Origin of the sequence: uncultured Arcticibacterium sp., from assembly GCF_964021845.1 — a bacterium.
Taxonomy (GTDB): Bacteria; Bacteroidota; Bacteroidia; order Cytophagales; family Spirosomataceae; genus Arcticibacterium.
The window spans coordinates 474,496-499,720 of sequence record NZ_CAXHZC010000003.1; the positions used below are offsets into that span (position 1 = coordinate 474,496).

A 25,225-nucleotide genomic window follows, 5' to 3' on the forward strand; every position below is an offset into this window, starting at 1 on the left:
AAAGGTTATTTACAGCAGGTCTAATTATTTCAGAAGGTCGCTTTTTTAACCGTTTGGAGCCTTCTTCTAGAAATTAGAACTTCACGCCCGTTTTTTAAAACGGCGTAAGAGGAACTTGTCTGTTTACGTATTCCTTTTACAAAATTCCTTTGAACCAGAAATGACCGGCTCAAACGAATGAAATCATTGTTGTGTAAATGTCTTTCGTAGTGTTTTAGTGTGTAGGCTGAAGTAAGCTTGTTTCCGTCTTCCAGATGGAAAACGGAATAATTCTGCTCTGCCTTAATATAAAGAATTGAATTCTCATCGGCAATCTCTTTAAGTATTTTAGGAGAATTCATGGCTATAAAGTTTGAGATATAAACTTAGCCGAAACCAAATGGGTCGTAAAAAAAAAGGGTTGAAATACCTTCCAGTTGGTCTGAAATGGGCTGGAGCAGTGATGAAATATAGCGGTGTGTTCAGGTAATTACTGTTCATAACCAACTACATAACCTCTATTCTCTTGACTAGCTCTTCTGCATAGGTTTTAGTAATTGGTATTTCAGAATCTAGAATGGTAACCGCGGTAGGTTCCAGTTTTGTCATGTAATCTAGATTGACGGCGTACGATTTATGCGTACGGAAGAAGTTTGGCCTATTTACTTTTTCTAGAAAATGACTCAGGCTCATTCTTATGAGCTCCTTTTTTTCTGCCAAATGGATTTCTATATAATTTCCATCCGCTTTAAGCCAGAGAATATCACCTACGGGAAGTTTTGTATATCTATATTTTTCTTTGACAAAAAGAGCATCTTTTATAACCAACCCTTCCGTTTCTGGTTTTTCGGATTCCAATTTCTTTTCGCCTGATATTTTTAAAAGAGCCAGTTCTATAGCCGTAAAAAGTTGTTCTTTCTTAAATGGTTTTACGAGGTAATTTGTGGGGTTTACTTCATTTGCTCTTTGAATGGTGGGGCCATCAGAGTAGGAAGTAGTAAAGATAAATGGAACGTTAAATTTTTCATTTATCACCTTGGCTAAGTCAATTCCATCTTTTTTACCTCCTAGGTTCACATCTAGCAGAATTAAGTCTGGAGTTTCTTCCTCTAGTCGTTCCAAGGCTTCATCATAATCCATGGCCGATTCCATTACATTATAGCCCATCGCTTCCAGCATGCCTTCCATGTCTGCCGCAATAATCCCCTCATCTTCTACCAGTAAAATTTTTATCATATCCGTTTAGCTCTGAGCTTGATAAGCTCTAATGTCTTTAAAAAACACGGTAAAATTAGCCCCATTATCACTACCTGAAGAAAACTTCCCTCGAAGCTGCTTGCTTAATATTTTCACCAATTTAAGACCTAAGGATTTACTCTTGGCTGGGTCAAAGTCCTTTGGTAAGCCTTCTCCGTCATCATTTACATTTAGTTCGTAGTCAACTTTATTAAGGGCTTTAATTCCAACTTTTATTTTACCACTATCTCTTTTATCAAAGGCATATTTATAAGCATTGGACACTAGTTCATTCACAATCAGACCTAAAGGAATAGCCGTATCAATGTCAAACTGAATATCGCTTGCACTTACTTCTATTTCAATTTTCTTATTACTTCCTGTAAACATATCTGAAAGATAGTTGACCAACTCTTTCAAGTAATTTTCAATATCCACATCATTAATATGTTCACTTTGATATAGGTTCTGATGAATCAAACTCATGGCTTGTACCCTGCTTTGACCTTCCTGAATAGACGAAAGTACAGAAGGGTCATCAATGTTACTAGACTGAATATTTAGCAAGCTTGAAATGATTTGAAGGTTATTTTTTACGCGGTGATGTATCTCTCTGAGTAAAGTTTCTTTTTCAGTTAAAGCGGCTTGAATAACGCTGTTTTTATTCTCAATTTCCGCATTCTTTATGCTCAACTCTTCTGAGGTTTTCTTTTTTAGCAAATACCTATTATAAAGCAAAAGGGCAAGGAAACTTAACAAGACTAAGCCACCAATAAAGACCCAAGTTCTAAATCGAGCCAAATCAGCTTTGCGGTTTAAACCTTCAATCTCAGCATCTTTTTTTACGGTTTCATATTTCGTTTGAAAGTCTGCTATTTGCTCTGTTTTAGAAAGATTGGTAAGCGAGTCATTAAGCTGCATCTTTTTTTCCTGATAATACAAGGCAGAGTCATAATTCATGGCCTCTTTGTTTATAGTGCTGAGATGTCCGTACGCATTCAAAACACGATGAGGCCTTTTAAGGTCATTACCTATTTGAAGCATTTTTAAGGCGTAGTCTTTCGCTTTTTTATAATCTTTTTTTGCTAGATAGAGGTTTGATAAATTAGCATAATTATAGGAAAGGTTGTTTTGGGAATTAGACTCTTGATTTATATTAACAGCCTTATCAAGCACTTCTTTAGCCTGATCATAATCATGTAGATGCTCTATATACACTTGGCTAATATTATTGTAAAGCTTTTGAAGGGTATTATTGTCATTTTTTAAACTTTCCAGCAATAATATAGCCTTTTGATACTTGGCGTGGGCCGAGTCCATCAATACTGGCTTATCTTGAATATAACGCAAGTCTCTTAAAATAATCCCTTGATTGTTAAGGCTTTCAATGGTAACAAATGTCAATTTTAATTCTTCAGCCTTTTGCTCAGCTTCGTTGGCTAAGTCAAGGCCCTTGATTAAATAATCGACCGTGCTTCGCTCCGCTCCAATATGTTTATAAATGGTAGAAAGTGTGACTTTCTGAAGTAATGACTCTTCTATCATACCCAGCTTTTCATATAAGTCTATCACTTCTAAACTATAAGAAACCGCATTTGCATAATCCGATTTGGCATGGAAGTAACCCGCCATTTTTTCTTTAGAGAGAGCAATTCCTTTCTCAAAATTGATAGCCTCTGCTATCGTCAAGGCCTTTTTGCTAAGAACAAAAACAGAGTCTCGGTTGCCTCTAATTGTTTTACTATGAGCTAAGATTTTTAAAACAGTATTGCTATCGTTTTTGGTGCTAGGGGGGTGTTGACCATATAACTGAGTAGCTAAAAAGAAGAAGCAAGTACAATACAGGTAAATGAAAGATTTCATACCCGTTGACGAGACAAAATCCTTCATGCACGGCAACAGCAGGTTATCTATTGCGGCTGATTTTCGAGACATTTTAGTGGCTTATATTTTGGGGTTGAGTAAAAACTCTGTTTCCAAGATATGTTATTTAAGTATATGAACAACCGTTCAATAAAAAAACTTTTAAATCAGACTCTTATATAGGTAGCCATTTATTGCCTTTGGTAAGTGTGTGAAAAAGGTGGGGCAGTTAAGAAAATCAAACTATTTAAAGGACTTGACTAAAATAAAAAAGCCGACTGAAGAACTCTCTTCAATCGGCTTTCTAATACTGTTATTTTATCCTTAAATTTTGCGAAGTAAATAGCCAGGAGCGTCAAAAGCGATACCGTTATCAATCATTAATTCGTCTTCACAAATTCTGATTGTTCCTGTGAAGAAATTAAATTCACTAGTTTCAATTCCAAACTCGTCAGTTGTAATTTCTATAGAACGAAAACCATTGTCAGAAATATTATCATTGATGCTGTAAGCATTGGTAAATACGTTTTCGCCTGCATTGGTGACAAAAACACCTCCATCTTCTTTGAATTCGACCTTTAAGTTCGGTACTTCTTCGGTAGGCATCATAGTAATCATTCCTTTTAATTGCCATGTTCCTACTATCATAGTTCTAGCATCTTCTATAGAAGGAAGGTTCTCTACTTGCTGACCTACACAATCAAACTCTTCTAAAGTTTCCGCTTCAATGAATTCAACATCATCAATTGCTTCGCTACTGGCTACATCTTCACTTTCGCAAGCCATAAAACTTAATACACTTAATACTAATAGGATTTTTTTCATTTTTAATAATTTACGTTTATACCCTTTATAATGCTTTAATCACGAAATTGGTTGTATTAGAATCTGAAATTTGATGGTTTTTAGTCCCAAATAGCATCAAAACACTTTAAAATTTAATTTTACAAGTAGCCATGTAATGGCATCCTTTTTTATCATTTAACTCTCTCGAATAAATTTTATTGGAAGAGCATAGCAGAAAGCTTAGTTTTGTAAACAGCTCAAACTATTCACCATAGATAATAACATGAAAAATAATTACTTAGTCATAATGGCTGGAGGCGTAGGAACAAGGTTCTGGCCTTTCAGTAGAACTACATTCCCAAAACAATTCCATGATGTTTTAGGAACCGGAAGAACGCTTATTCAACAGACAGCAGATAGATTTGAAGGCGTATGCCCGAAAGAAAACATTTATGTGGTTACTGGTGGAGAATACAAAGATTTAACGCTTGAGCAGCTTCCTTTTTTATCCGAAAACCAAGTGTTATGTGAGCCGGGACGTAGAAATACCGCTCCGTGTATAGGCTATGCATGTTATAAAATTCAGAAAAAAGATCCACACGCAAATATAGTGGTGGCTCCTGCGGATCATATTATTTTAAAAGAGGAGGAGTTTAAAAGAAGAATAAATGTAGCAATAGGTTTTGCCCAAGATAATGACGCCCTAGTGACATTAGGTATAGAACCTACACACCCAAATACAGGGTATGGCTATATTCAGTTCAATGATGCTGATGGCGATGTGAAAAAGGTTAAGGCTTTTACCGAAAAGCCTAATTTAGAATTTGCCAAAATGTTTTTAGAAAGTGGTGATTACACCTGGAATGCTGGGATTTTCGTTTGGTCGGCAGCTTCTATAACCTTGGCTTTTGCAAAGTATTTGCCTGAAATGGCAGAAGCTTTTAATGCAGCACAAAAAGACTTTTATACAGACAATGAAGTAGCATCTTTAGATTCGGCTTACTCTAGATGTAGAAGCATTTCTATTGATAATGCTATCATGGAAAAGGCTGATAACGTTTTTGTGGTGAAAAGTGATATTGGTTGGTCTGATTTAGGAACTTGGCGTTCGGTTTATGAAAACTCTGAATTAGATAATGAGTCAAACTCTATTGACGGTAATGTGTTGGTATACGACTCTAAAAGGTGTGTGGTTAAAACACCAAAAGATAAATTGGTAGTGGTAAGTGGTTTGGAAGGTTATATAGTTTCTGAGTTTGGTAATGTATTAATGATATGTAAACTGGAAGATGAGCAGAGAGTGAAACAGTTTGTGGCAGATGCCAAAGAGGTGGGTGAGGAGTTTATTTAGTAGAAGATTTTAGTAAATACCTGCCCAGTTCACCAAGGAAAGGAAGCCCTAAACTGTCGTACTCATAAGTATCATCGTTTAGGGTTTCGTTTTTATTTGCATAAATGACCGCAGACAAAATCATAGCATTGCTTGAGTTTTCATCCTTTATCAAAGCATTGTCAATTAAAAAACCATATGCACCACCTATCTTGTTATAAATTTTAATATTCTCAGGAATTCGACCCTTTTGGTCTCCAAAAACTAGAAACTTACCATAATTGTCTGGAAATTTTGTTTCATCATAATTAGCATTTCTTGGCATTCTACTCATATAGTCTTTCACAAAATTCAAGTCTGACGCTTTTATATTGAAATGTGCTTTTTGGTCTATGTTTTCAGGGTAAAATATTGAAATAAGCATTCTATGCTGATCTAGTAAATCAAACTTGTTTTTAGCAGCAAAATCCATCGGTTGGTTTATAAGTTTCTTTCCTGTTATATACTTTTTGCCCACTAAAATCTTTTCAGAACTTTGATAACTACGAAAAGATGTTTTTGGCTCCTCGTAATATGAACGTCCTAAAAATACTTTTGGAGTGGTTTGATTTTCCTCTTTGCTCAGGTTTATTGACAGGCGATGATTGATTTTAGTATTGGAAAACCCTTTTTGTTTTAGCTTGTCGTTGAAGTAATCCATCCCCAGAAAGTCATATAACCTATTAAATGCATCATTATCACTAACTAAGAGAATTTTTTTAATATAATTTGAGATACTTTCATTTGCTTCTGCCTCTACTGAGGAATAATTTTTGATTGTGGACTGGCTTGTGTATTTAAGGTCTTTATTTATTGATATTTCATTTAGTTTTTCTAGACTTAGCAAAACGGCGGGTAGCTTTACCGTACTCGCGGGGTAGAAGTATTGGTCAGGAGTATATTGAAAGTATTGCGTTTTACCTATCTTCTTTCCTTTGATGGGGGTGTATATAATTTGTATCTTGTAATTTTGCGAATCTTGTAAGAGGGGTCTTAGTTTATCGTTTTTAAATAAGCTTCTTTTAAAAGAAGGGGTAGTTTTTTGCCCCTTTAAATGAAAAGGAAAATATATAAGTAGCAACAGAACCGCTAAAGATTTTAAATTCATGGAAAACAATTTAGTTAAATTTCTAATGATTTTCTCCGTATGGTCTATGATTTCATGCAATAACATAGAGCGTTTAGATACCACGAAGATAAAAAGCCAGATGGATGCCTATAAAATTAAAAAGGTATCTGAATCAGATGTATTGGTGGTACTTAATGATAAAGGGAATGAGGTGGAAAGGTTGTTTTTGAAATTGGATTGTAATGCTCAGTTGGACTCTATAAATGAAGTGGGTGGCGTAAAAATTGAACAAGTTTTTCCTGATAGCTATGTAGCCTTAAACGAAAAGGAGCAAGGGGTTATAGAGGCTCTTGCCTATTCTTTAAAGCAAAAAGAGCAGTTTAATGCTACGCCACAGAAGCTCTCTGAAACGGCCTATGCGTATTATTTTTATAACGATAAGGCAAAGTGTGGTGATAGCACTAAGGTTGGTGACTTCTTTTGGCGGGTACTTTTTCAAAAGGAAATTTTGGTAAACGCAATCAATTAAAAAGTATTAAGTTCAATTATCTGGCACATTGTTTGAATTTTTTTAATAAAAGATTGTAGCTTTGCGGCTTAATTATGAAAGAAAACCGTCTTATTATTAGAGCCTTCGGCATTTTTATGAGCATTTTTATGCTCACTGCCGTGCTTTCTAAAAGCTTGCTTGGTACGCAAGTTTTGACGGATGTTTCTATTTCTACAGACCAAAATAGCGATGACTCCGATGAGGAAGAAACTTATTTTAGTGAGTTATCTTCAGAAGTAGTTATTCCTTCAAATGCCTTTAGTTTTAATAGCGACTTAGTCTTTTTACTTAGCCCTACCGTTAAGTTTCTGCCACTGAGTGACGTTGTTTCTAATTTTATAAAGCCAATATTTAAGCATTCTTATTTTGATAAGCTTTTTGAGCTTCACATAGCTATTAACGCACCCTGAGTGCTTTCAATGATTGTTTTCTCTAACAGTCATTCAATCCCAATTTTATTAAATCAAAACATTTGAGGTGTCTGAATACCCCACGGATTACCTATAACAAAAAAGTCTTTCAATAGGGGCAAAACTAAAAATATGAGAAATAGAGGTGGAATTTTAACGCTGGTAGCCATTTTCTTGGCAGTTAGTGTTTATTATTTGGTCAGAACTTACAAGGCCAATAGTATTAGAAATGATGCAGAGGTTGCGGCCATGACTGCAGATGGTAACGTAGATAGACAAGTAAAACAACGTTATTTAGATTCCCTTTGGAAACAACCTGTTTTCTTAGGAACTACATTAGAAGATTTAACTAAGCAGGAATTAGGTTTAGGTCTTGACCTTCAGGGTGGAATGCACGTGATTCTAGAGGTTTCTCCTAATGATATCGTTAAGTCTTTAGCGAGTGGCTCAAGAGACCCAAGAGTAGCTCAGGCTATTACAAGTGCTTCTGAAAAAGCAATAACAAGCTCTGATCACTTTGTAGACCTTTTTGTAGGAGACTTTAAGGCTTTGGCTCCAAATGTGCCATTAGCAAGAGTATTCTCTACGGCGTCTAACAGAGGAGAGCTAGGCTTAAACTCTTCAGATACTGAGGTTACCAATTATGTAAAAGACGAGGTAGACGGAGCTTTTGACCGTGCCTTTAACATTATTCAAACACGTGTAGATAAGTTTGGTGTTGCTAATGCTAACCTCCAAAGACTATCTGGAACAAATAGAATTCAGGTGGAGCTGCCGGGTATTGATAACCCACAGCGTGTAAGAAAATTACTTTCTGGTGCAGCGAAACTAGAGTTTTGTGAGGTTTACGAGCCACAAGAAATTGGAACATCTTTAGAAGCGTTTTCTGCTTATTTATCTCAGCTCGACTTAGAAGAGCAAACTAAAAACTTAGAGAACTTAGCTACTAGTGCTCCTGCAGTATCAAGTACAGATACATCTGCTGCTGCTGATGACTTAGCTTCTCAACTTACAGGAAGCACTGATAGTACAGGAGGTCTTAGAGCTGATTCATTATTATCAAACAATGCTTTCAGTAGCTTGTTTATTGGTGGTCAAGGCGGTTTAATGGTAAGAACAAAAGATTCTTCAAAAGTGAATGAAATCTTACACAGACCAGCGGTTCGTCAGTTGTTCCCAGCTAATCTTAGTTTTGTTTATGATGTTAAGGCGTTTATGAATGAAACAACTAACGAAGAGTTAGTTAGTTTATATATGGTGAAGGATTTGGGTCATGCCCCTTTAGAGGGAGATGTGATTTCAAATGCACGTCAAGATTATGACCCAACTACTGGTCAGCCTGATGTTAGTATGCAAATGAATGCTACTGGTTCTAGAAAGTGGAGAGACTTAACGGCAGCTAATGTGGGTCAAAGAGTAGCTATATTACTTGATAACTACGTTTATTCTGCTCCTAATGTAAACCAAGAGATTACGGGTGGTAACTCTAGCATCTCTGGAAACTTTACTTTAGAAGAAGCGAGTGACCTTGCAAACGTTCTTAAAGCAGGAAAGCTTCCTGCTCCAACACACATTATTGAAGAAGCCATAGTAGGAGCCTCAGTAGGTGAAAGTGCGGTAAGAGCTGGTGTGATTTCTTCACTAGTAGGTTTATTAGCGGTATTGATTTTTGTATTGGTTTATTATAATAAAGCAGGTTGGATTGCTAACCTTGCTCTTATTGTTAACCTTATTTTGCTTTTAGGTGTAATGGCGTCTTTTGGGGCTACATTAACTCTTCCTGGTATTGCAGGTATGGTACTTTCTGTAGGTATGGCGGTAGATGCCAACGTACTTATATACGAACGAATAAAAGAGGAATTAGATGAAGGGAAGCCTTTTGCGACTGCAGTAAGAAACGGTTTCAAATTTGCGATGCCGTCAATTATTGACTCTAACGTTACTACTTTAATTACCGGTATTATCTTATTTATCTTCGGTACTGGATTGGTTCTTGGGTTTGCAACTACTCTTTTGATAGGTATTTTCACCTCTCTTTTCTGTGCTATTTTCATTTCGCGTTTAGTGTTTGAGCACTATATCAAGAAAGGTAAAACAGTGACTTTCTTTACTGCTTGGACAGAGAAAATGTTTAAGGATACTAACATTGACTTCGTTAATAAGCGTAGAATCTTTTATATGATTTCTGGTGCTATTATCATAGCAGGTGCTGTTTCTATTGGTATTAGAGGATTTGGTCTTGGCGTTGATTTCAAAGGAGGTAGAACCTACGTTGCTAAGTTTGAGAATTCAGTGAAAACAGAAGACGTAAGACAAGCGATGGAAACTGCAGGTTTCACTGCTGAGGTAAAAACGTTTGGTGGTTTTGACCAAGTTAAAATTACAACGGCTTATGAAATTGATAACACTGACCCAAATGTAGAGTTACAAATTCAAGATCAAATAAATGGTGTAGTTGCTAGTCTAGATGGAAACAAAGGAGAAGTGGTTAGTTCTTCTAAAGTAGGACCTACCATTGCCAATGACACTATTTGGAACTCGCTAAAAGCAATCCTTTACTCCTTGATATTGACTTTCATTTACATATACGTAAGATTCCGTAGTGTAGCCTTTAGTTTTGGTGCTGTGGTAGCGGTATTCCATGATGTATTGGTGATACTTGGTATCTTCTCTATTTTCAATGGTATCTTGCCATTCTCTTTAGATGTTGACCAAGCTTTTGTGGGTGCGGTATTAACACTGATGGGTTATTCTATGAATGATACGGTGGTAGTTTTTGACCGTGTACGTGAGTACCTTAACGACAAGAGCAAAGCCAAAGAAGATATTGTTAAGGTTATTAATAATGCCTTGAACAGTACTTTGAGTAGAACAGCCGTAACGGGTATTGCTACTTTATTGGTATTACTTATTCTTTTGATATTCGGTGGTGAAACCATTCGTGGGTTTATCTTCGCTATGTTCTTAGGAGTTATAGTAGGAACTTATTCTTCACTTTATATTGCTGCTCCTATCGTAGTTGATGCTATGCAAAGACAGCTTTTGAAAGAGAAAGACGCTGGTCTTAAAGCTGCTGAAGTAGCTGTAGCTAAGAAATAAGTTTTAATACTTTTTTAGAAGGGCTGTGTTGATTCTATATCAATGCAGCCCTTTTGCTTTAGAGCTTATTATTTAGAATGAAATAAAGCTTTAAAATTGTACCTTTAGGCCAACCAAAAAACCGATTTGAAATGAGTGAATTTCCTCCATGCCCTAAATGTAAATGTGAATATACATACCCGATGGATAGTTTATTGGTATGCCCTGAGTGTTTCCATGAATGGAATCCTGAAGAAATGACGGAGGAAGAATTAGCGAGCCAAGTTTTAGATGCGAACGGAAATGTTCTTCAAGACGGAGATGATGTAGTGGTAGTGAAAGACTTGCCTGTTAAAGGTGCACCAAAGCCCGTCAAAGCAGGAACTAAGGTTAAAAATATAAGACTAACAGATGGTGATCATAATATAGCTTGCAAAATTAAAGACTTTGGATCTATGGGATTGAAGTCTGAATTTGTAAGGAAGGCTTAATAGTTTGCTATTATGTGAAAGCAGAGCCCCTTTTTGGGAGGCTCTGCTTTTTTATGGAGGAATGTCTGATTAGTATGCCTTTGTTTTAAAAGATTGTGTCTCCGACCAATCGCTCCAGTTTAGGTTTTGGTCTCTGTAACGAACTCGCCAAAAGTAGGTAGTGCTTGGCTTTAATCTTTTGGTAATTTCATCTGTCAAGTCATCATTTTTCTGACGGTTTTCCATATAGTACCAGTTTTCAGATTGTTTCCAGCTGTCTAGTGTTAGGCTTTCGAAGTTTTGGTTTTCGGCCAGTTGCCAGTTTGATGCTGTGTGAGCAGCGGAAGCAAAACTACTTTTAAAAGGGCCTGCCTTTAGCAATGTACCGTATTTGCCAGCCACGTCTTCTCCAGTAGGTGAAATTGCATTAGGAGTATTGGGCTTTCTTTCGTTTTTATAAACTGTTATTTGGTCGGTTTGTTGATTATCTCTTTCAATGTTTTCATTACCACGACTGAGCCTTTTAACGGTGAATTTTGGATTTTCTTTATTGGCATCCACTTCTACCATCACAAAACCGTATTCGTCTTGTGTGTTTGTAAATTCATCATAATCACGCCCTTCAAATTCACCCCAATTATCAATAGCCCCGCCTGCGGAAGCTACGTTAATCCATAAATGCTTGTGATTTTTAGACTGGCCGCGAGAGTAACCGTGGGTATGACCAAAGAAATGTATGCTTGGCTTTCCTGTCTTGGTAGAGAAATCTTCTAATAATTTAACCACTTTGCCACTAAACTCTTCTTCGCCAGGTATCCATAGTTCAGATTTAAATGGGTGATGAAGCTGTGCAAATACAAAATCAATGTCTTCGTTTTCTGCAGTCTTATCTAGCACCTTCTGTAGCCACTTGTATTGCTCTGGCGTGTCTCTGTAGCCATCGTTTGAGTTTAAGCCTATTATTCTAGTGTTTCCATAGTCTTTGTACCACCAGTGCTCTGCATAGCCTGCAGTGCCATTTTCTGGTAGGCTAAAATATTTGAAATAGAAGGTTGAGTTTTTTTCATGATTACCTAAAACTGGATATACAGGTACTTGCGAAAAGAGCTTTTCGGCTGGATTAAAAAACTCATTTTGCCATTGGTCGTAATCTGTACCTGTAGCTACTAAGTCTCCCGGAATTAGAACTAAAGCCAAGTTTTCTGGCACAGCACCACCAAACTCTTTTTCCATGTATTTTAAAATACCATCATTTACTACCTCCGAGAATTTTTCAGGATTGTTGTGGTCTCTTTGCATGTCGCTCATGGCTATCATGTTAAAAGACTGGCGGTCTGAAGCAAATGGGGGCGTTTTAAATTGATAAATATCTGAAAGTATTTTACCTGTTTTTACTCTATAATAATAGGTGGTTAGCCTTTTTAGGTCTTTTAGTTTTACTTCATGTACTCTGGACTCACTAAAATTGACATCATGGGCTGAGCCAATCTCTTTTTTACCAAGTTTAGGGCTTAGTCCATACTGAACAATACTTTCTTCACCGGTGGAGGTTTCCCATAAGATTTTTATGGAGTTGGGCTCAGCGTCTTGTAAATATGGCTGAACTAGAAATTTGTCAGTTGTTTGAGATTTTCCTAAAAATGGAAAGAGAAGAATGAGTAACAAAAAGCTTTTTATCTTCATGGCTGCACAAGGTCTTTTTAATTGTGAGCCTAATTTACAGCTTTCTGAGGTTTATTGGGGAGTTTTGAGTGGACTAGAATATTAAGTTTAAGTAAAGAAATTTGAGTTTAGAGTAAAAAATAAACCCAAATGCTTGAAGCACTTGGGTTTAAGTATCGATACTTATTTGACAGGAAAACTTAGACCAAGGTTTAATCCGACGTTTTGGTTTTTAATATTAATGATGTCTGTTTTGTAAATATTTGCGAAGCTGCCGCCAAAGTAAAACTCAGTATTTAACCACATTTTAGGATTAAGTTTCCAATTAAATCCGGCCGCCGCTTTACCACCGAAGTCTATGCTTTTAAAATTTTCTTCAGTGAAATTGTTTCCACTCGTATTTGAACCCGACGCCCCAGCAAGAAAACCTAAATAAGGCCCTAACATTATTTTTGGACGGAAGTCGTTTCCTTTATCATTCAAATACCAAACTCCGTATACGGGCACTTGAATATAATGCATCTCTATTTTGTCTTGAAATCCGTTAAAATTAGAACCCATTTGTGAGTAAAAAACCTCTACCTTAAGACCCAAATGCTCATGTTTTGAATGGTTTAGAAAAGCACCAAGGTTCACTCCAGTTTTATTCGAACTTAAGGGGAAATCAGGAATACTAGAACCATTCACACCAACCATGGGTCCCCATGAGGTGTCTTGAGCTTTAGCCAAATTAGTAACCGTTATAAGAGCGATAAGTACACCTGATATAGAAAGTAGTTTTTTCATTTCTTAATTGTTTTAGTTTCAAAGTTTTTACTAAATGTTTGTTCCCTGCTTAGCACACCGAAGAAATGTGGAAAAAAGTAAACAGGTGTAGCATTGGTTTAAAAATGACCTACCTTTGGCCTTTCTAAAATTGGGGGTGATTTTAAATAGTGTCTATCCTTTTACCCGTCAAGAGTTTTGAGGCAGATATACTACGCCTTGCATTAAAATTATTAATGAAGAAAGAAAGAGTTTTTACTCGCTATCAGGTATTCATGATTGCCATTTTGGCCTTTATTCAGTTTACCGTTATTTTAGATTTTATGGTACTTTCTCCACTGGGTGCCATACTTATACCAGAAATGAGCATTACTACTGCACAGTTTGGCTGGGTAGTGTCTGGTTACGCTTTTAGTGCTGGTATTTCCGGTATTTTAGCAGCAGGCTTTGCAGATAAATTTGACCGTAAAAAGTTGCTTCTCTTCTTTTATGTTGGTTTTTTGATTGGTACAGGTTTATGTGCCTCTGCCAATACCTATCCCATGCTTTTGGCGGCTCGTATTTTCACTGGTATTTTTGGTGGGGTGATTGGCTCCATAGGTTTCGCTATCATCACCGATATTTTTGAACTTAATGTACGTGGAAGAGTAATGGGTTTTACCCAAATGGCTTTTGCTGCTTCGCAAATTCTGGGCTTACCCATAGGGCTGTATTTAGCAAATAATTATGGCTGGCATTCTAGTTTTTGGATGATTGTGATAGTGGGAATACTAGTTGGGATAGTAATGGTTTGGAAGATAAGGCCAATAAACACGCACTTAGAAGCCAATAAAGGACAAAACCCAATTAAGCACTTGTTCAGCACCATTTCAAATCCAGATTATATTAAAGTGTTTTTGGCTACTACCTTGCTGGCAACAGGTGGATTTATGCTAATGCCTTTTGGCTCTACTTATGGAATTAATAACCTTGGAATCACACTGGAAGAACTGCCTTTGCTTTATGGAATAACAGGCGTTTTTACCATAGTTTTCGGGCCTATTCTGGGTAAGATGTCTGACAGTTACGGAAGGCTCAAAGTCTTTATATTTGGGACGGTTTTAGGCATCATTCTGGTGGGGGTTTACACTAATTTAGGCATGACACCTTTCTGGGTAATTTTAGTGTTAAATATTATCTTGTTTTTAGGAATTAATGCCCGTATGATTTCCTCTTCGTCATTAATTACTGCCATACCTGATTTAAAAGACAGGGGAGCATTCATGAGTATCAACTCTTCCGTTTCTCAAATTTCTGGTGGAATAGCCTCCGCTATAGCTGGTTTGATAGTGGTGCAGCGTACAGATGGTTTTGTAGAAAATTATCCTTTGTTGGGCGGCGTGGTGATAGCGTCCATGATAGCTTCGGGAGCTCTAATGTTTGGTATTAATAAGTTAGCTGAGAAAAGAACGAAGGAGCAGTCTTAGCTTACCGTTCCCTAAAATGACGCAATTTGTTCGTTTCTTGGCAAGTATCCTTTTTGTTTCACTCGGATTATTAATTTAGATTTTAGTTAGATATTTTATTCCAGTAAGTAGGCGGTCTAAATCATTAATACTGGTATAAACATGAGGTGTTACCCGTGAGCCATTGATGTCAATCTTTGTTCTTTGCGTGGTATGTATTTTATACTTGTCAAAGAGGGTTTTTGCTATTTCTCGACCCATTAGCCCTTCAATACCAACTACGGCTAAGGCACAGGAAAATTCTTTTGAAAGTGAAGTTTGGATGGAAACCCGGTCACTAATGGCTAAGGCATTTTTAGCCCAATAATCTCTCAAATACCTAAGCCTTGCTTCTTTTCTTTCATTGCCAAGGGCGTATTGAAAATTCAGAGCTTCGCCAATGGACTGCTCTATCATAAATGAGCGTGTCCCTAAGTTTTCAAACTTACGGATGTTGTCGGTTTTTGGGTCAGGATTTGGGAAAAGAGGATATACATCGGCTATTTTCTCTTTTTTCATCCACAGAAGACCGTTACCGATGGGTGCACCTAGCCATTTATGTAAACTTGTACCAAAATAATCACAGCCTAAATCTGGGATTTCAAAGTCAATATGAGCAAAAGTATGTGCCCCGTCGCAAACAACTTCAATGCCTTTTTTATGAGCTTCGTCCGAAATTTCTTTAACAGGCATTATTTGACCATTATAGTTTATCATGTGGGTAACATGAATGGCCTTGGTTCTCTTTGTAATAGCATCTAAGTAAGGTTGGGTCAAAGCTTTTTTGTTGTCAGAAGGTAATTTCAGGTCAATCCATTTCAAAACTATACCATCTCGCATTTCTCTTTGTCGCCATGCATTTAGCATGTTTGGGTAGTCATATTCACAGAGAATTACCTCATCGCCTTTTTCTAGAGGCATGCCTAAAATGATGGTATCCAAGGCTTCTGTGGTATTCCTGTTGAACGCTATTTCTTCAGGAGAAACCCCCGCAAATTTTGCGATATTTTCTCTGAGAGGTTCTCTTCCTTGGTCCATAATGCCCCACATATAATAGGATGGGCATTCATTCGCATAATGATTCAGTCTTTCAAGAGAATCCTGAACGGGTTTAGGAGAAGGACTTACTCCGCCGTTGTTTAGGTTGATTATTTGCGGAGATACGGTATAAGACTGTTTGATAAAGGACCAAAAATCTTCGTCTTCTGCTAGTTCAGTGGAAGACTTCTTTAAGGCTTCTTTATGAATTTCTTCAAGCTTTGGTTGGGTCAAATTAACAAAGGAACTAAGTGTAGGTATAGCACTTATGGCGGTAGCCTTTCTAATAAACGATCTTCTGGAATTCATGGCAATAGTTTCTTTTTGTGAAACAATTTACACGAACGTGTGAACTTATCAATGGCAAAATTAAAAGTTTACAGAATTATAATCTTAAAGTGCTAAGGTTTTTGGTGTTTTCTATGGTTAGGTGCTGGCCTCTTAATTTTAAGAACCTTGCATTGGGCTAGTCTATAAGGTCTGTATAATAATCTATATTTGATTTCATGACTATATCTATGGGTAGGTAATTGTTAACCTCAATAGACTTTTTCTTTATCAGGAAGTCATAAAAAAGCCGACTGCCTAGGTGGGCTTGGGTATAGGGTTTTTGAGAAATAAGAAAATCTATTAGGCCTTCTTTAAGGTAATTAACATTCTTTTCTATTAAATCGTAGCCTATTAAAGTTTGGTTTTTATTCTTCTGAAATAGAGGGGCTACCACATCTATTCCGTTGGTCACAAAGACACCTTGTAGAGAAGGGTTCTCTTTTTTAATTTCGGTCAGCTTGCGTGCTACGGTGTTGGAGTTTTGGTCAATACTTTCATACTTTAGAATTTTACTATCATCATCGAAAAAGCTCCGAAAACCTGCTTCTCTAAGGCTAAAGTGCCTATAATTATCGTGTTTTTTTGTTACAGATATAATAAGCACTAAGGCGTCTTTAGAGATGCATTTATTCATTAGTTCAGCTGCTAGATAACCACTGTCTTTTGAGTTTTGACCAATAAATGGCAGCTCGATTTGCTCGGGCAGTTGTGTATCGAAAAGAACTATTGGTATTTCTTTGTTCTTTAGGGTGGAGGTAAATTTTAAAGCTTCATTTTTAAAAACAGGAACCATTAAAACGCCATCGAACTCTTTTTTTAAGATTGTTTTAGTTTGTTCAATGAATGTGCTTTCTTCATTTTGGTCAAATTGGTATAAGTCCAAATTAAGGCCGAAGGGAGCCATTTCTTTGTTAGAATCCTTGAAGCCTCTTTCGTGGTCAAGCCAGAAAGGAATATCACTAGAACCTTGAGGGAAAAGTACAGCAATATTATATTCTTTTGCAGATTTAAGTCTGCTAGCTAGTATGTTAGGCGTATAGTTTAGTTCTTTTATTGCCTCTAAAATTCGCTTTGTGGTTGCTTTTGAAACACCACCACGATTGTTCAGAACCTTATCTACAGGCCCGGTAGAAACTCCAGCTAGCTTCGCTATATCTTTAATACCAACAGAGTTTTCTTTCATAAAATGTAGAATTGACATTTAAGATATAAAGCTATTCAAGTTTTTTTAAAAAAATATCGGAAAAATTGTGAAAGAAAATAAATACACATAATTTCACAAAACAATAAATAGTGAACGTTGACTATTTATTGTATGGTTTATATTTTATCCAATTGACCCTAATGATTTAAGAATATGAAAGTAGGTATAGATAGTTATTGCTATCATCGATTTTTTGGGGAGGTTTACCCAAACCAACAAGAACCCGAAAGAAATATTTCTTTTGATGAATTTCTGGAAAAGGCGATAGAACTTGGTGTTGACGGTTTGTCTCTAGAATCATGTTTTATTCCTCAGTTTGACGACAAATATTTGGCTGTTGTTAAAAAGAAGCTAGACAAAGCCAATCTTGATCGTGTATATGCATGGGGGCACCCTGATGGCTTAGAGGGAGGTAATAATTTAAGTGAGTTTAAGGAGATGCTAGTTCACATAGATTATGCTGAGAAAATAGGGGCTAATGTTATGAGAGTAGTAGGTAGTAGTCACCTTTTTAGGTTTGAAGAGCATAAACCTCAATTGGAAAAGTTGACATCTATGTTTAAGGAGGCGGTAGAAAAAGCGGAGAAAAAAGGAATTCATCTGGCCATAGAGAATCATATTGACTATGACTCTGACGAAATTTTGGCTTTGGTACAAGCCGTTGATTCTGAGTATTTTGGAGTCAATTTTGACACCGGAAACTTTCTTCGAGTATTAGACGACCCTATCCAAGCAATGGAGAAATTAGCTCCATACGTAAAGGCCACTCATATAAAGGATTTATTGCCAGTAAAAGGTATTGCTGCCAATGAGTGGAATTTCTTTTCATGTGTTCCAACTGGCCAGGGTATAATAGATAATTCTAAATTAATTCAACTTTTAAAAGAGGCCAACTATGAGGGATTTTTGGCTGTAGAGGTAGATAATATGCACCCTGATTATACAAATAAAGAAGAAGAAGTGGTGGTGGCTAGTATTAAAGAACTAAGGAGATTAGTGGCTGAAAATAGTTAATAGGATATGAAGAAAAATGTACTGAACATAGGCATAATTGGCTATAAATTTATGGGAAGGGCTCACAGTAACGCCTGGCAAAAAGTTGACAAATTTTTTGACTTGCCTGTAAAGCCGGTATTAAAAATTGCCTGCGGGCGAAACGAAAAGAACCTAGAAGAATTTGCAGATAAGTGGGGCTGGGAAGAAACAGAGACAGACTGGCGAAAGGTAATAGAAAGAGATGATATAGACATTATAGATATTGCATTGCCTCAGCACTTACATCATGAAATAGCGGTGGCAGCAGCAAAAAACGGAAAGCATATATTTTGCGAAAAGCCAATTGCTCTGGAAATAGACCAAGCTCAAGAGATGTATGAGGAGAGTGAGGCAAATGGAGTAGTCCACTATCTAAACCATAACTATAGAAGGGTTCCGGCTATTGCTTTAGCTAAAAAAATGATTAGTGATGAGCTAATCGGTGAAATACATCATTGGCGATGTGCCTACCAGCAAGATTGGATTACAGACCCTAATTTTCCTTTGACCTGGCAGCTTCAAAAAGAGTATGCAAAGGCAGGTCCTCATTGGGATTTGAATTCACATAGTGTGGATTTAGCTCATTATTTGGTGGGGGATATAGCTAACGTAATGGCAATGACTACAAACTTTGTAAAAGAAAGGCCCATAGCTAGTCCAGATGGGCAGGGGAATCTTAAAGCAGAGGCATTGAGTAACGAAAAGGCTGAAGTTACCGTAGAAGATGCATCACTAATGATGGTAAATTTTAAAAATGGGGCGATAGGTTCGTTTGAAGGAACCAGGTTTGCAAATGGAAGGAAAAACAAACTTTCTTTTGAGATATATGGCAGCAAAGGAAGCCTTTCTTTTAACCTAGAAAGAATGAATGAGCTAGAGTTTTATTCGCAAGAAGACACTACGAGTTTAAAAGGCTTTAGAACAATTTTAGCAACAGAAGATAGTCATCCATACATAAAGAATTGGTGGCCACCAGGACATATAATCGGTTATGAACATACTTTTATACACGCCGCAGCAGACTTTATCAAGGCCGTTCATACCAAGGGTAGAATTGAGCCCAACTTTAAAGACGGAGTTTCCATTCTAAAGGTTTTAGAGGCGGGCTTGCAATCTGCCGTAGAAAGAAGAACTATTGATTTACACTAAAAAAATTAAAATTAAGGCAATGGAAAGTAGTTTGAAAAGGCAATTTTTAGAGGAAGGTTATGTGATTATAGATGTTCTTTCAGAAAAAGAAATAAGCGATTTTAGGACTATAATGGATAAACTATTGAGTCCAAAAATTGTAGGAACAGATGAAACGCCCAAAAGCTCATCTTTTCAACATTTAGGAGACAACCTTCAAGATTTTGGGAAGGAGTCAAGACAATATTATTTTCATTTATTAACCAAAGAAGGTACAGAGCCCATACATCACGCCTTTAGTAATCCAAAAATATTAAAGGCGGTAGAAGAGATATTGGGACCAGATTTGATTGTGAATAATGCATCTATTTTGGCGGCAAATAAAGGAACATCTTATTCTTTAGGCTGGCATAGAGATATTATTCAGATACCAGAGGATGAAATAGAAGATTGGTTGTTTTCATCAGAGAGGTTTCACAATAGCGTGCAAATTAATCTTCCATTGGTTGATGAGAATTCCTTGTGGATTGTTCCTAAAAGCCATAATCGTCCTAATAATGAAGGTGAAAATGAGGCTTTTGGAGGTTCAAAACACTATGCTCCTATTGGGGCAGAAATGCCAGGGGGGGTACCGGTTAAGTTAAAAGCAGGACAGGCCGTTTTGTATAACAATAATTTAATTCATAGAGGGTATACAGAGACTATGAAGGTTCCGAGAAGAACACTGCATATGGGCTATCATAGTAATGCTTATGACCCAACATGGCATTTTTACTTGCTTGACAGCAATTTATTAACGGAAGATTATCTAAAAAAATTAAACCCTACCATGAGAGCTATGATGGAAGATTACGTGGCATGTAGAGCTAAATTTCCAAATATGGCAGATACTTGGAAAAGAGAAAATATGATTGAACTCTCAAAAATATAATAGAGGTTACCGATTTAAAGGAGTTGTGACTTACATGATTTTTTTAATGGTTTAAAATCATTTTGTCCGTGATTCTGGAATGCTAGATTTATAGCTTTTACTAGGCTAATCGTAAGTTTCATTCCAGAAAAACAACAACTTCCTTTTCATTCTTAAATCAATCTAATGGGCTAATGAAATGTATAGTATTCAATTATGTGTGAACTAAAATTAGCGGAATCTGAAATTCAAACTGGGGTTGTTTTAGAAAGTTTGCCTTTAGTTGTTGATAGAATATATTTGGATGAAACAGATCTGTTTTTTGTAAATGAAAAATGGAGGTTGAGAATTGCTTCATCATTTAAAATTTTGACTAAAAGTGGCAGGCTATTTAAAAATACTGATGAGGAGATTCAGAGCTTATTAAAAGCTATGATAGGGAGTTCCATAATCAAAATAGAATCTAAATCTGATGACCCCTTGTTTGATGCAGTTCTACATTTTAGCAATAGCAAGGTCTCTGAAGTATTTTGCCTGAATTCTTATGACTATAATTTTAATCAGTAAATTAATTCTTCACAACTCCCTCAAAAACACCTCAGGATTATCCAAAAATGACTTGGTCAAAGTGTATATTGTTCTGTCTCGCGGTAGGCAATTGGCTCTATTTTCCCATCTTTAAAATGTAATATTTCGGCTTCTGGGATTGGGGTTTTATATTGTTATGTAAGAGTGGCACATCTTTTGTTTTGAGGGATATTTGAAGAGTATATCATTTTTAGTTTGACTAACTTTCTAGCAATAATTAGGCGTTTAAGTAAACCAATGTTGTCTAAAAAAATTTATCGATTAACTTTGTGAAAAAGAAACACATAACAAATATCCACAAACCACTTTTAAGTAGAAAAATGAATCCTGGACAGCAATCGTTTAGATAGAGCACTCCCCGAAATTTCAATGAATCATTATTTCAACAAGAGATTACCCCATTTTGTTTTAAGGGTATATGGGATTGTTGGTGTGTTTCGTATAAAGCTTCTGTTAATATTTAGTATCCTTTTTAATAAAATAATAATAAATGAAATTCAGATTTTTAACTGTAATTGTTTTACTGACTGCTTTAACTTCCGTAAATGCTCAAAAGCGAATAGGCGTATTGAGAGTTCAAGGCTACTCTTCGTCACTCAAGATGTATAAAAACTTAGCGTTAGCTGGAATCTCAACGCAAGGAATGGTGTCTAAAATAGTAGACTTTTATTCCAGTAACCCTTCCTTTATAACCATCGATAGGCAAAATTTACAATTAATTAATGATGAAATGGAGCTTCAAAAAAGTGAAGACTTCATGGACGGTTATGTGGTGTCTCAGAGTAAAAAAGAAGGTCTCGATTTTATAGTAGAGAGCAAGTATGATATTGCAGAAAGTGAGTTAACTATTGGGATAATTGATGTTCAGGAGTCAAAAAATATCGGGTCAGTGTCAAGAAAACTTGATGCAAATTTTTGGGGAGTAAAAAATATGGATTTGCAACTTTTGATTCTCTTGTTAGACTTAAATGCAAAAAGCTTCGATGAGCACATTCCAGTACTTAGAGCTACAAAGTTCAAAAAAGATAAGGCCAAAGAGCTATTGGTGGCCGCAGGCAAAAACTTAAATGTGAGAGAAGGATACATGTTTGAGATATATGAAAATGTAGAAGAAAAAGTGGGTGGAAGAGTACTTCAAAGGCAAAACGTCATTGGCTTAGCTCAAGTGATAAGTGTTCAGGATGACAATTTTTGTACAATGGAGGTGGAAGAAGGAGAAGAATCTATAATGAAATCGTTGAATAATAAGACCGCTGTTTTTGGAAAACTAACAATAGACTAATGATGAAAAAAATTATACAAGCATCCCTACTTCTTTTTTTGATATGCTTTGCTTCCGTGGCTCAAAAGCAAGGTTTGGCCGTTTTAGTTTCGGCAAATGAAAATTCAGGTTTTAATTCCATTATTATAGATGATTTTAAAGCTTTTAAGCGTCTTAATTCTAATCAAGAAATGTTTTACTATGATTGGGAGGAAGGCAAGAAGCTTACGCCAGTGGGAAATGATGGAACTAACCCAGTAGACAAGTTAATGTTTGTTGAACTTTACTCTGAAGTAGAAAGCCGTCCAAGATTACAGTTGGTTACAGATTCAACAGGAAAAACCGTTTCAGCATTCTACCCTATAAGGCCTGAGCTTAACTTGAAACTTAAAATAGTTGATTTAAAATCAACCGAAATTCTGTTTTTAACACAGTTCTCTTTAAATACATCATCAGATGAACTTGTGGCTTCCAATAGAGGAAGTGGAAGGTTTGATGTTTCGATTAACTTTAAAGAGTCTTTTAGTGCAGACCCATCATTTATGCGTCTGAATAACAAGGGTTTTGAAGAGGCTGAGAGAAAAGCATATGAAAAATATAAGCAGAAAATTCATGAGAATAAGGTTGCTGCTTTTAAAGAGTTTTCTTCATACTGTGTAAGACGGTTTTATTATGCTCAGGAAGTTCTTATTGACAAATATTTCACTATTAAAAAGGATGGTATTGTTGAAGACAAAGTAAAATTCGTTAAGTCAGATTTAAGTTTAAAGGACGGCTATTCGACTAGTGATTATATCGACTTTTATGAGATACAAAAATTTGGAGAACATGTTTCTTATGATAAAGGATATACTTTTAAAGTTGAAAGCATTGATTCTACAGGTTCAGAACTTAAGTTGGCAATGTTTGGAAATCAAAAAAGACTTGCAGAACTAATATTGAACGACGCCCAAGTACTTATAACGAATAACGAGTCGGTCTTGAATAATAAAGTTAGGGAAATTGGAAACGAAGAAATTCAAACGGTTGCAGTAAAAAAGAACTGTATTAACTGCTTTATGAACCTAGAGTCAAATTTAGCAGCAGTACCTTCAATTAGAGTTTTAGAAAGAGCAGACTTTGAATTTCGTCATTTCAGAGAGCTGTTGAAGTCAGAAAAGAATATTGACAATTTCTCAAACGACGATTATTATAAAATGCTTGGAGTGCGGTATTTATTTTCAATTGAGGACGATAAGTTAACAAGCACAGATATTGAGACCGGAAGGATAATTGGGACAGAGTCTAAAGAGGGTAAAATATTAGGATTTAAATTTTCAGCATCGACTTCGCCGGTTGTGATAAAAACTATGTTTTTAAACACGTTTGATAAAGAGATGGAAATCTTTGAGTATACAAATGTGAAAAAGAAGACTGTAAAAGAAGTTCGAGTTTATAATCCTTTTGGTGTGATTCTAGGCGAAAGAGTCTTAATTTATAAACAGCAAGAAGAAACAGTGGGTGGGAAAAAATTGTCTAGAAATATTTTAATAGGAGAGGGCTATATTAGGTCAGTAGTGAATAAGCATTTAGCGAATCTTTATGTTCAAAAAGGGAATAAGGAGTTATTGGAAATGAAAAATTCAGGAGCTAAAGTGGTTCTAGAATATAAATTATAGAAGAATGAAAAAAGAAATAATCTCATTTTGGTTTGTACTCTTTTTGCTAAATATGTCCTGCTCGCAAAAAGTTACATCGCAGAAAAGTATTGAGTACAGCAGGAATGGGAAAGTAAGCTATGTGGCGTCTAAAGGATTGTTACAAAGTTTTAATAGCCAAAATTTTGGTTCTACTACACAAGACGCCGCTTACTTTGCAACAGTATCGGCGATTGAAAATTTGTTATATAGAGGAGTCGCAAATTCGCCATCAGAGAGTCCTTTGGTAAAAAACGAATTAGAGAGCAAACTTGCTTTTGAAAATAAGCTTAATGACCTAGCTTTCAATTTAGGGCCGGAGAGGTTTGTTACTAAGTCTTTAATTGTTGACGACGAAAGTAGTTCGGGAGGGCATTTAGTTACGGTCGAGGTAGAAGTTGATGTGAAAGCACTTAGAAAGTATTTAGAAGAGAACAAAATCATTAAAAAATTCGGATTATGAGGTTTAAAATATTGCTTGCTTTAGTTTTATGTGTGGCAAGTGTTGGGTTTGCTCAAGATGACAATCAAAGTAATTTACAACCAACCATAATGGTAATTCCCTTTACACCTAAGGGGTCAGATCTGAGGACAAATTATGAACATAATGAGTGGCTGCGAGTGGCCATTACCAAAGTAAAGGATGCTTTTGATCAACGAGGTGTAAATACCATAGATTTTAGAGCTAAATTAAAGCAATTGGGTAATGCAGAGGCATTACAGTCCGATCAGAAAACGTCTCTTAAAGATGATATAATTGCGATTTCTGGAGCAGATATTTACATAGAAGTAGAAGCAAACATAAACAGAAGTAATTCTGGAAATAGTGTAACCGTTTTGATGTCAGCTTTTAATGCTTTTTCTGGTGAATCCTATGCCAATAAAGTCTCAATTTCTCCCAAATTTTATACTGACAATTATGAAAAGCTTATTGTCAAAGCAGTAGATGAAGAGGTGCCAAATCTTTTAACTACTATTTCAGAGAAGTTTGAAGACATAAGAGAAAATGGACTTACTATTACTTTAAATGGAGGAGTGAGTGAAGAGTCGGACTTAAAAATGGACACAGAAGTGGATGATATGGGAAGTCTTTTAAGTGACCTGCTCGAGGAGTATATTGCTGATACTGCATATAAAGGAAACTATCATCTACAAGGCGTAAGTGACACAAGAATAACCTTTGATCAAATAAGAGTACCCTACAAAGACGATAATGGAAACTCTTTTCGCAGCACCAAGTTTGCTTTGGATTTGAGAAGGTTTTTGAGAACTAATGAAATTAAAGCCTCAACTACCGTTGTGGGAAATAGCATTACTTTAACAATACAATAATA

General features: G+C 36.2%; 23 protein-coding genes. 14 read left to right on the forward strand and 9 right to left on the reverse strand.

The annotated features are described in order from the left end of the window. Positions 1 to 29: 29 nt before the first annotated feature. The 4 genes from AADJ06_RS11560 to AADJ06_RS11575 all read right to left on the reverse strand — a co-directional run bounded on the left by AADJ06_RS11560 (position 30) and on the right by AADJ06_RS11575 (position 3,903). Positions 30 to 341 (reverse strand): LytTR family DNA-binding domain-containing protein, encoded by a 312-nt coding sequence (locus tag AADJ06_RS11560; RefSeq protein ID WP_341226607.1) that lies wholly within the window; start codon positions 339 to 341, stop codon positions 30 to 32. A gap of 145 nt (positions 342 to 486) precedes the next feature. Further along, on the reverse strand, positions 487 to 1,215 hold the full coding sequence (locus AADJ06_RS11565; RefSeq protein WP_341226608.1) for a response regulator: 729 nt from the start codon (positions 1,213 to 1,215) through the stop codon (positions 487 to 489). 6 nt (positions 1,216 to 1,221) lie between these two features. Next, positions 1,222 to 3,150, reverse strand: a complete 1,929-nt coding sequence (locus AADJ06_RS11570; protein ID WP_341226609.1) for a histidine kinase dimerization/phosphoacceptor domain -containing protein — start codon at positions 3,148 to 3,150, stop codon at positions 1,222 to 1,224. A gap of 252 nt (positions 3,151 to 3,402) precedes the next feature. Then, positions 3,403 to 3,903 carry a hypothetical protein gene (locus AADJ06_RS11575; RefSeq protein WP_341226610.1) on the reverse strand — a complete coding sequence of 167 codons (501 nt, stop codon included), beginning with the start codon at positions 3,901 to 3,903 and terminating at the stop codon, positions 3,403 to 3,405. A gap of 244 nt (positions 3,904 to 4,147) precedes the next feature. Between AADJ06_RS11575 and AADJ06_RS11580 the strand changes: the two genes are divergently transcribed. After that, positions 4,148 to 5,215: a mannose-1-phosphate guanylyltransferase gene (locus AADJ06_RS11580; protein WP_341226611.1), complete on the forward strand. Its 1,068-nt coding sequence runs from the start codon at positions 4,148 to 4,150 to the stop codon at positions 5,213 to 5,215. On the opposite strand, the gene AADJ06_RS11585 is transcribed toward AADJ06_RS11580, so the two are convergent. Beyond that, positions 5,208 to 6,341, reverse strand: coding sequence for a serine hydrolase (locus AADJ06_RS11585; protein ID WP_341226612.1), 1,134 nt, complete (start codon positions 6,339 to 6,341; stop codon positions 5,208 to 5,210). The two genes, AADJ06_RS11580 and AADJ06_RS11585, sit on opposite strands and share 8 nt — an antisense overlap. On the opposite strand from AADJ06_RS11585, the gene AADJ06_RS11590 reads away from it, so the two are divergent. The 4 genes from AADJ06_RS11590 to AADJ06_RS11605 all read left to right on the forward strand — a co-directional run bounded on the left by AADJ06_RS11590 (position 6,340) and on the right by AADJ06_RS11605 (position 10,831). Continuing rightward, the gene (locus tag AADJ06_RS11590) at positions 6,340 to 6,831 is read left to right on the forward strand and encodes a hypothetical protein (RefSeq protein ID WP_341226613.1); all 492 of its coding nucleotides are present in this window, start codon (positions 6,340 to 6,342) and stop codon (positions 6,829 to 6,831) included. The two genes, AADJ06_RS11585 and AADJ06_RS11590, sit on opposite strands and share 2 nt — an antisense overlap. A gap of 74 nt (positions 6,832 to 6,905) precedes the next feature. Beyond that, positions 6,906 to 7,262, forward strand: coding sequence for a hypothetical protein (locus AADJ06_RS11595; protein WP_341226614.1), 357 nt, complete (start codon positions 6,906 to 6,908; stop codon positions 7,260 to 7,262). A 132-nt stretch (positions 7,263 to 7,394) separates the two neighbouring features. Then, on the forward strand, positions 7,395 to 10,361 hold the full coding sequence (secDF, locus tag AADJ06_RS11600; RefSeq protein ID WP_341226615.1) for a protein translocase subunit SecDF: 2,967 nt from the start codon (positions 7,395 to 7,397) through the stop codon (positions 10,359 to 10,361). 131 nt (positions 10,362 to 10,492) lie between these two features. Then, on the forward strand, positions 10,493 to 10,831 hold the full coding sequence (locus tag AADJ06_RS11605) for a zinc ribbon domain-containing protein YjdM (RefSeq protein WP_341226616.1): 339 nt from the start codon (positions 10,493 to 10,495) through the stop codon (positions 10,829 to 10,831). A 69-nt stretch (positions 10,832 to 10,900) separates the two neighbouring features. Here the strand turns inward: AADJ06_RS11605 and AADJ06_RS11610 are convergent, their stop codons facing one another. Both AADJ06_RS11610 and AADJ06_RS11615 read right to left on the reverse strand, forming a co-directional pair. After that, entirely contained in the window at positions 10,901 to 12,493 is a 1,593-nt protein-coding gene (locus AADJ06_RS11610) for a fibronectin type III domain-containing protein (RefSeq protein ID WP_341226617.1), read from the reverse strand. Between the two features lie 162 nt (positions 12,494 to 12,655). Continuing rightward, positions 12,656 to 13,258 (reverse strand): porin family protein, encoded by a 603-nt coding sequence (locus AADJ06_RS11615; protein ID WP_341226618.1) that lies wholly within the window; start codon positions 13,256 to 13,258, stop codon positions 12,656 to 12,658. Between the two features lie 215 nt (positions 13,259 to 13,473). Here AADJ06_RS11615 and AADJ06_RS11620 point away from each other — a divergent pair, with 215 nt between their 5' ends. Then, positions 13,474 to 14,703 carry an MFS transporter gene (locus AADJ06_RS11620; protein ID WP_341226619.1) on the forward strand — a complete coding sequence of 410 codons (1,230 nt, stop codon included), beginning with the start codon at positions 13,474 to 13,476 and terminating at the stop codon, positions 14,701 to 14,703. Positions 14,704 to 14,778: 75 nt separating this feature from the next. Here the strand turns inward: AADJ06_RS11620 and AADJ06_RS11625 are convergent, their stop codons facing one another. Together AADJ06_RS11625 and AADJ06_RS11630 are read right to left on the reverse strand one after the other, a co-directional pair. Then, positions 14,779 to 16,068: an aminotransferase class V-fold PLP-dependent enzyme gene (locus AADJ06_RS11625; protein ID WP_341226620.1), complete on the reverse strand. Its 1,290-nt coding sequence runs from the start codon at positions 16,066 to 16,068 to the stop codon at positions 14,779 to 14,781. Between the two features lie 157 nt (positions 16,069 to 16,225). Continuing rightward, positions 16,226 to 17,290: a LacI family DNA-binding transcriptional regulator gene (locus tag AADJ06_RS11630; RefSeq protein WP_341226621.1), complete on the reverse strand. Its 1,065-nt coding sequence runs from the start codon at positions 17,288 to 17,290 to the stop codon at positions 16,226 to 16,228. Positions 17,291 to 17,446: 156 nt separating this feature from the next. Here AADJ06_RS11630 and AADJ06_RS11635 point away from each other — a divergent pair, with 156 nt between their 5' ends. The 8 genes from AADJ06_RS11635 to AADJ06_RS11670 all read left to right on the forward strand — a co-directional run bounded on the left by AADJ06_RS11635 (position 17,447) and on the right by AADJ06_RS11670 (position 25,223). Then, positions 17,447 to 18,307: a sugar phosphate isomerase/epimerase family protein gene (locus tag AADJ06_RS11635; RefSeq protein ID WP_341226622.1), complete on the forward strand. Its 861-nt coding sequence runs from the start codon at positions 17,447 to 17,449 to the stop codon at positions 18,305 to 18,307. Between the two features lie 6 nt (positions 18,308 to 18,313). Further along, positions 18,314 to 19,477, forward strand: a complete 1,164-nt coding sequence (locus tag AADJ06_RS11640) for a Gfo/Idh/MocA family oxidoreductase (RefSeq protein ID WP_341226623.1) — start codon at positions 18,314 to 18,316, stop codon at positions 19,475 to 19,477. A gap of 19 nt (positions 19,478 to 19,496) precedes the next feature. Next, positions 19,497 to 20,387: a phytanoyl-CoA dioxygenase family protein gene (locus AADJ06_RS11645; protein ID WP_341226624.1), complete on the forward strand. Its 891-nt coding sequence runs from the start codon at positions 19,497 to 19,499 to the stop codon at positions 20,385 to 20,387. A gap of 195 nt (positions 20,388 to 20,582) precedes the next feature. Further along, positions 20,583 to 20,933, forward strand: coding sequence for a hypothetical protein (locus tag AADJ06_RS11650; RefSeq protein WP_341226625.1), 351 nt, complete (start codon positions 20,583 to 20,585; stop codon positions 20,931 to 20,933). Positions 20,934 to 21,444: 511 nt separating this feature from the next. Next, a complete protein-coding gene (locus AADJ06_RS11655) occupies positions 21,445 to 22,236 on the forward strand; it encodes a hypothetical protein (protein ID WP_341226626.1) in 792 nt (263 codons plus the stop codon). After that, entirely contained in the window at positions 22,236 to 23,873 is a 1,638-nt protein-coding gene (locus AADJ06_RS11660; protein ID WP_341226627.1) for a hypothetical protein, read from the forward strand. Before AADJ06_RS11655 ends, AADJ06_RS11660 begins: the two co-directional genes overlap by 1 nt. Positions 23,874 to 23,877: 4 nt before the next feature. Further along, positions 23,878 to 24,354 carry a hypothetical protein gene (locus tag AADJ06_RS11665; protein WP_341226628.1) on the forward strand — a complete coding sequence of 159 codons (477 nt, stop codon included), beginning with the start codon at positions 23,878 to 23,880 and terminating at the stop codon, positions 24,352 to 24,354. Then, on the forward strand, positions 24,351 to 25,223 hold the full coding sequence (locus tag AADJ06_RS11670; RefSeq protein ID WP_341226629.1) for a DUF6175 family protein: 873 nt from the start codon (positions 24,351 to 24,353) through the stop codon (positions 25,221 to 25,223). Before AADJ06_RS11665 ends, AADJ06_RS11670 begins: the two co-directional genes overlap by 4 nt. The last annotated feature ends 2 nt before the right edge of the window (positions 25,224 to 25,225 follow it).

Coding starts and splice junctions, on each gene's coding strand:
- AADJ06_RS11560 (WP_341226607.1), bottom strand. CDS start 341: ATGAATTCTCCTAAAATACTTAAAGAGATTGCCGATGAGAATTCAATT.
- AADJ06_RS11565 (WP_341226608.1), bottom strand. CDS start 1,215: ATGATAAAAATTTTACTGGTAGAAGATGAGGGGATTATTGCGGCAGAC.
- AADJ06_RS11570 (WP_341226609.1), bottom strand. CDS start 3,150: ATGTCTCGAAAATCAGCCGCAATAGATAACCTGCTGTTGCCGTGCATG.
- AADJ06_RS11575 (WP_341226610.1), bottom strand. CDS start 3,903: ATGAAAAAAATCCTATTAGTATTAAGTGTATTAAGTTTTATGGCTTGC.
- AADJ06_RS11580 (WP_341226611.1), top strand. CDS start 4,148: ATGAAAAATAATTACTTAGTCATAATGGCTGGAGGCGTAGGAACAAGG.
- AADJ06_RS11590 (WP_341226613.1), top strand. CDS start 6,340: ATGGAAAACAATTTAGTTAAATTTCTAATGATTTTCTCCGTATGGTCT.
- AADJ06_RS11585 (WP_341226612.1), bottom strand. CDS start 6,341: ATGAATTTAAAATCTTTAGCGGTTCTGTTGCTACTTATATATTTTCCT.
- AADJ06_RS11595 (WP_341226614.1), top strand. CDS start 6,906: ATGAAAGAAAACCGTCTTATTATTAGAGCCTTCGGCATTTTTATGAGC.
- secDF (WP_341226615.1), top strand. CDS start 7,395: ATGAGAAATAGAGGTGGAATTTTAACGCTGGTAGCCATTTTCTTGGCA.
- AADJ06_RS11605 (WP_341226616.1), top strand. CDS start 10,493: ATGAGTGAATTTCCTCCATGCCCTAAATGTAAATGTGAATATACATAC.
- AADJ06_RS11610 (WP_341226617.1), bottom strand. CDS start 12,493: ATGAAGATAAAAAGCTTTTTGTTACTCATTCTTCTCTTTCCATTTTTA.
- AADJ06_RS11615 (WP_341226618.1), bottom strand. CDS start 13,258: ATGAAAAAACTACTTTCTATATCAGGTGTACTTATCGCTCTTATAACG.
- AADJ06_RS11620 (WP_341226619.1), top strand. CDS start 13,474: ATGAAGAAAGAAAGAGTTTTTACTCGCTATCAGGTATTCATGATTGCC.
- AADJ06_RS11625 (WP_341226620.1), bottom strand. CDS start 16,068: ATGAATTCCAGAAGATCGTTTATTAGAAAGGCTACCGCCATAAGTGCT.
- AADJ06_RS11630 (WP_341226621.1), bottom strand. CDS start 17,290: ATGTCAATTCTACATTTTATGAAAGAAAACTCTGTTGGTATTAAAGAT.
- AADJ06_RS11635 (WP_341226622.1), top strand. CDS start 17,447: ATGAAAGTAGGTATAGATAGTTATTGCTATCATCGATTTTTTGGGGAG.
- AADJ06_RS11640 (WP_341226623.1), top strand. CDS start 18,314: ATGAAGAAAAATGTACTGAACATAGGCATAATTGGCTATAAATTTATG.
- AADJ06_RS11645 (WP_341226624.1), top strand. CDS start 19,497: ATGGAAAGTAGTTTGAAAAGGCAATTTTTAGAGGAAGGTTATGTGATT.
- AADJ06_RS11650 (WP_341226625.1), top strand. CDS start 20,583: ATGTGTGAACTAAAATTAGCGGAATCTGAAATTCAAACTGGGGTTGTT.
- AADJ06_RS11655 (WP_341226626.1), top strand. CDS start 21,445: ATGAAATTCAGATTTTTAACTGTAATTGTTTTACTGACTGCTTTAACT.
- AADJ06_RS11660 (WP_341226627.1), top strand. CDS start 22,236: ATGATGAAAAAAATTATACAAGCATCCCTACTTCTTTTTTTGATATGC.
- AADJ06_RS11665 (WP_341226628.1), top strand. CDS start 23,878: ATGAAAAAAGAAATAATCTCATTTTGGTTTGTACTCTTTTTGCTAAAT.
- AADJ06_RS11670 (WP_341226629.1), top strand. CDS start 24,351: ATGAGGTTTAAAATATTGCTTGCTTTAGTTTTATGTGTGGCAAGTGTT.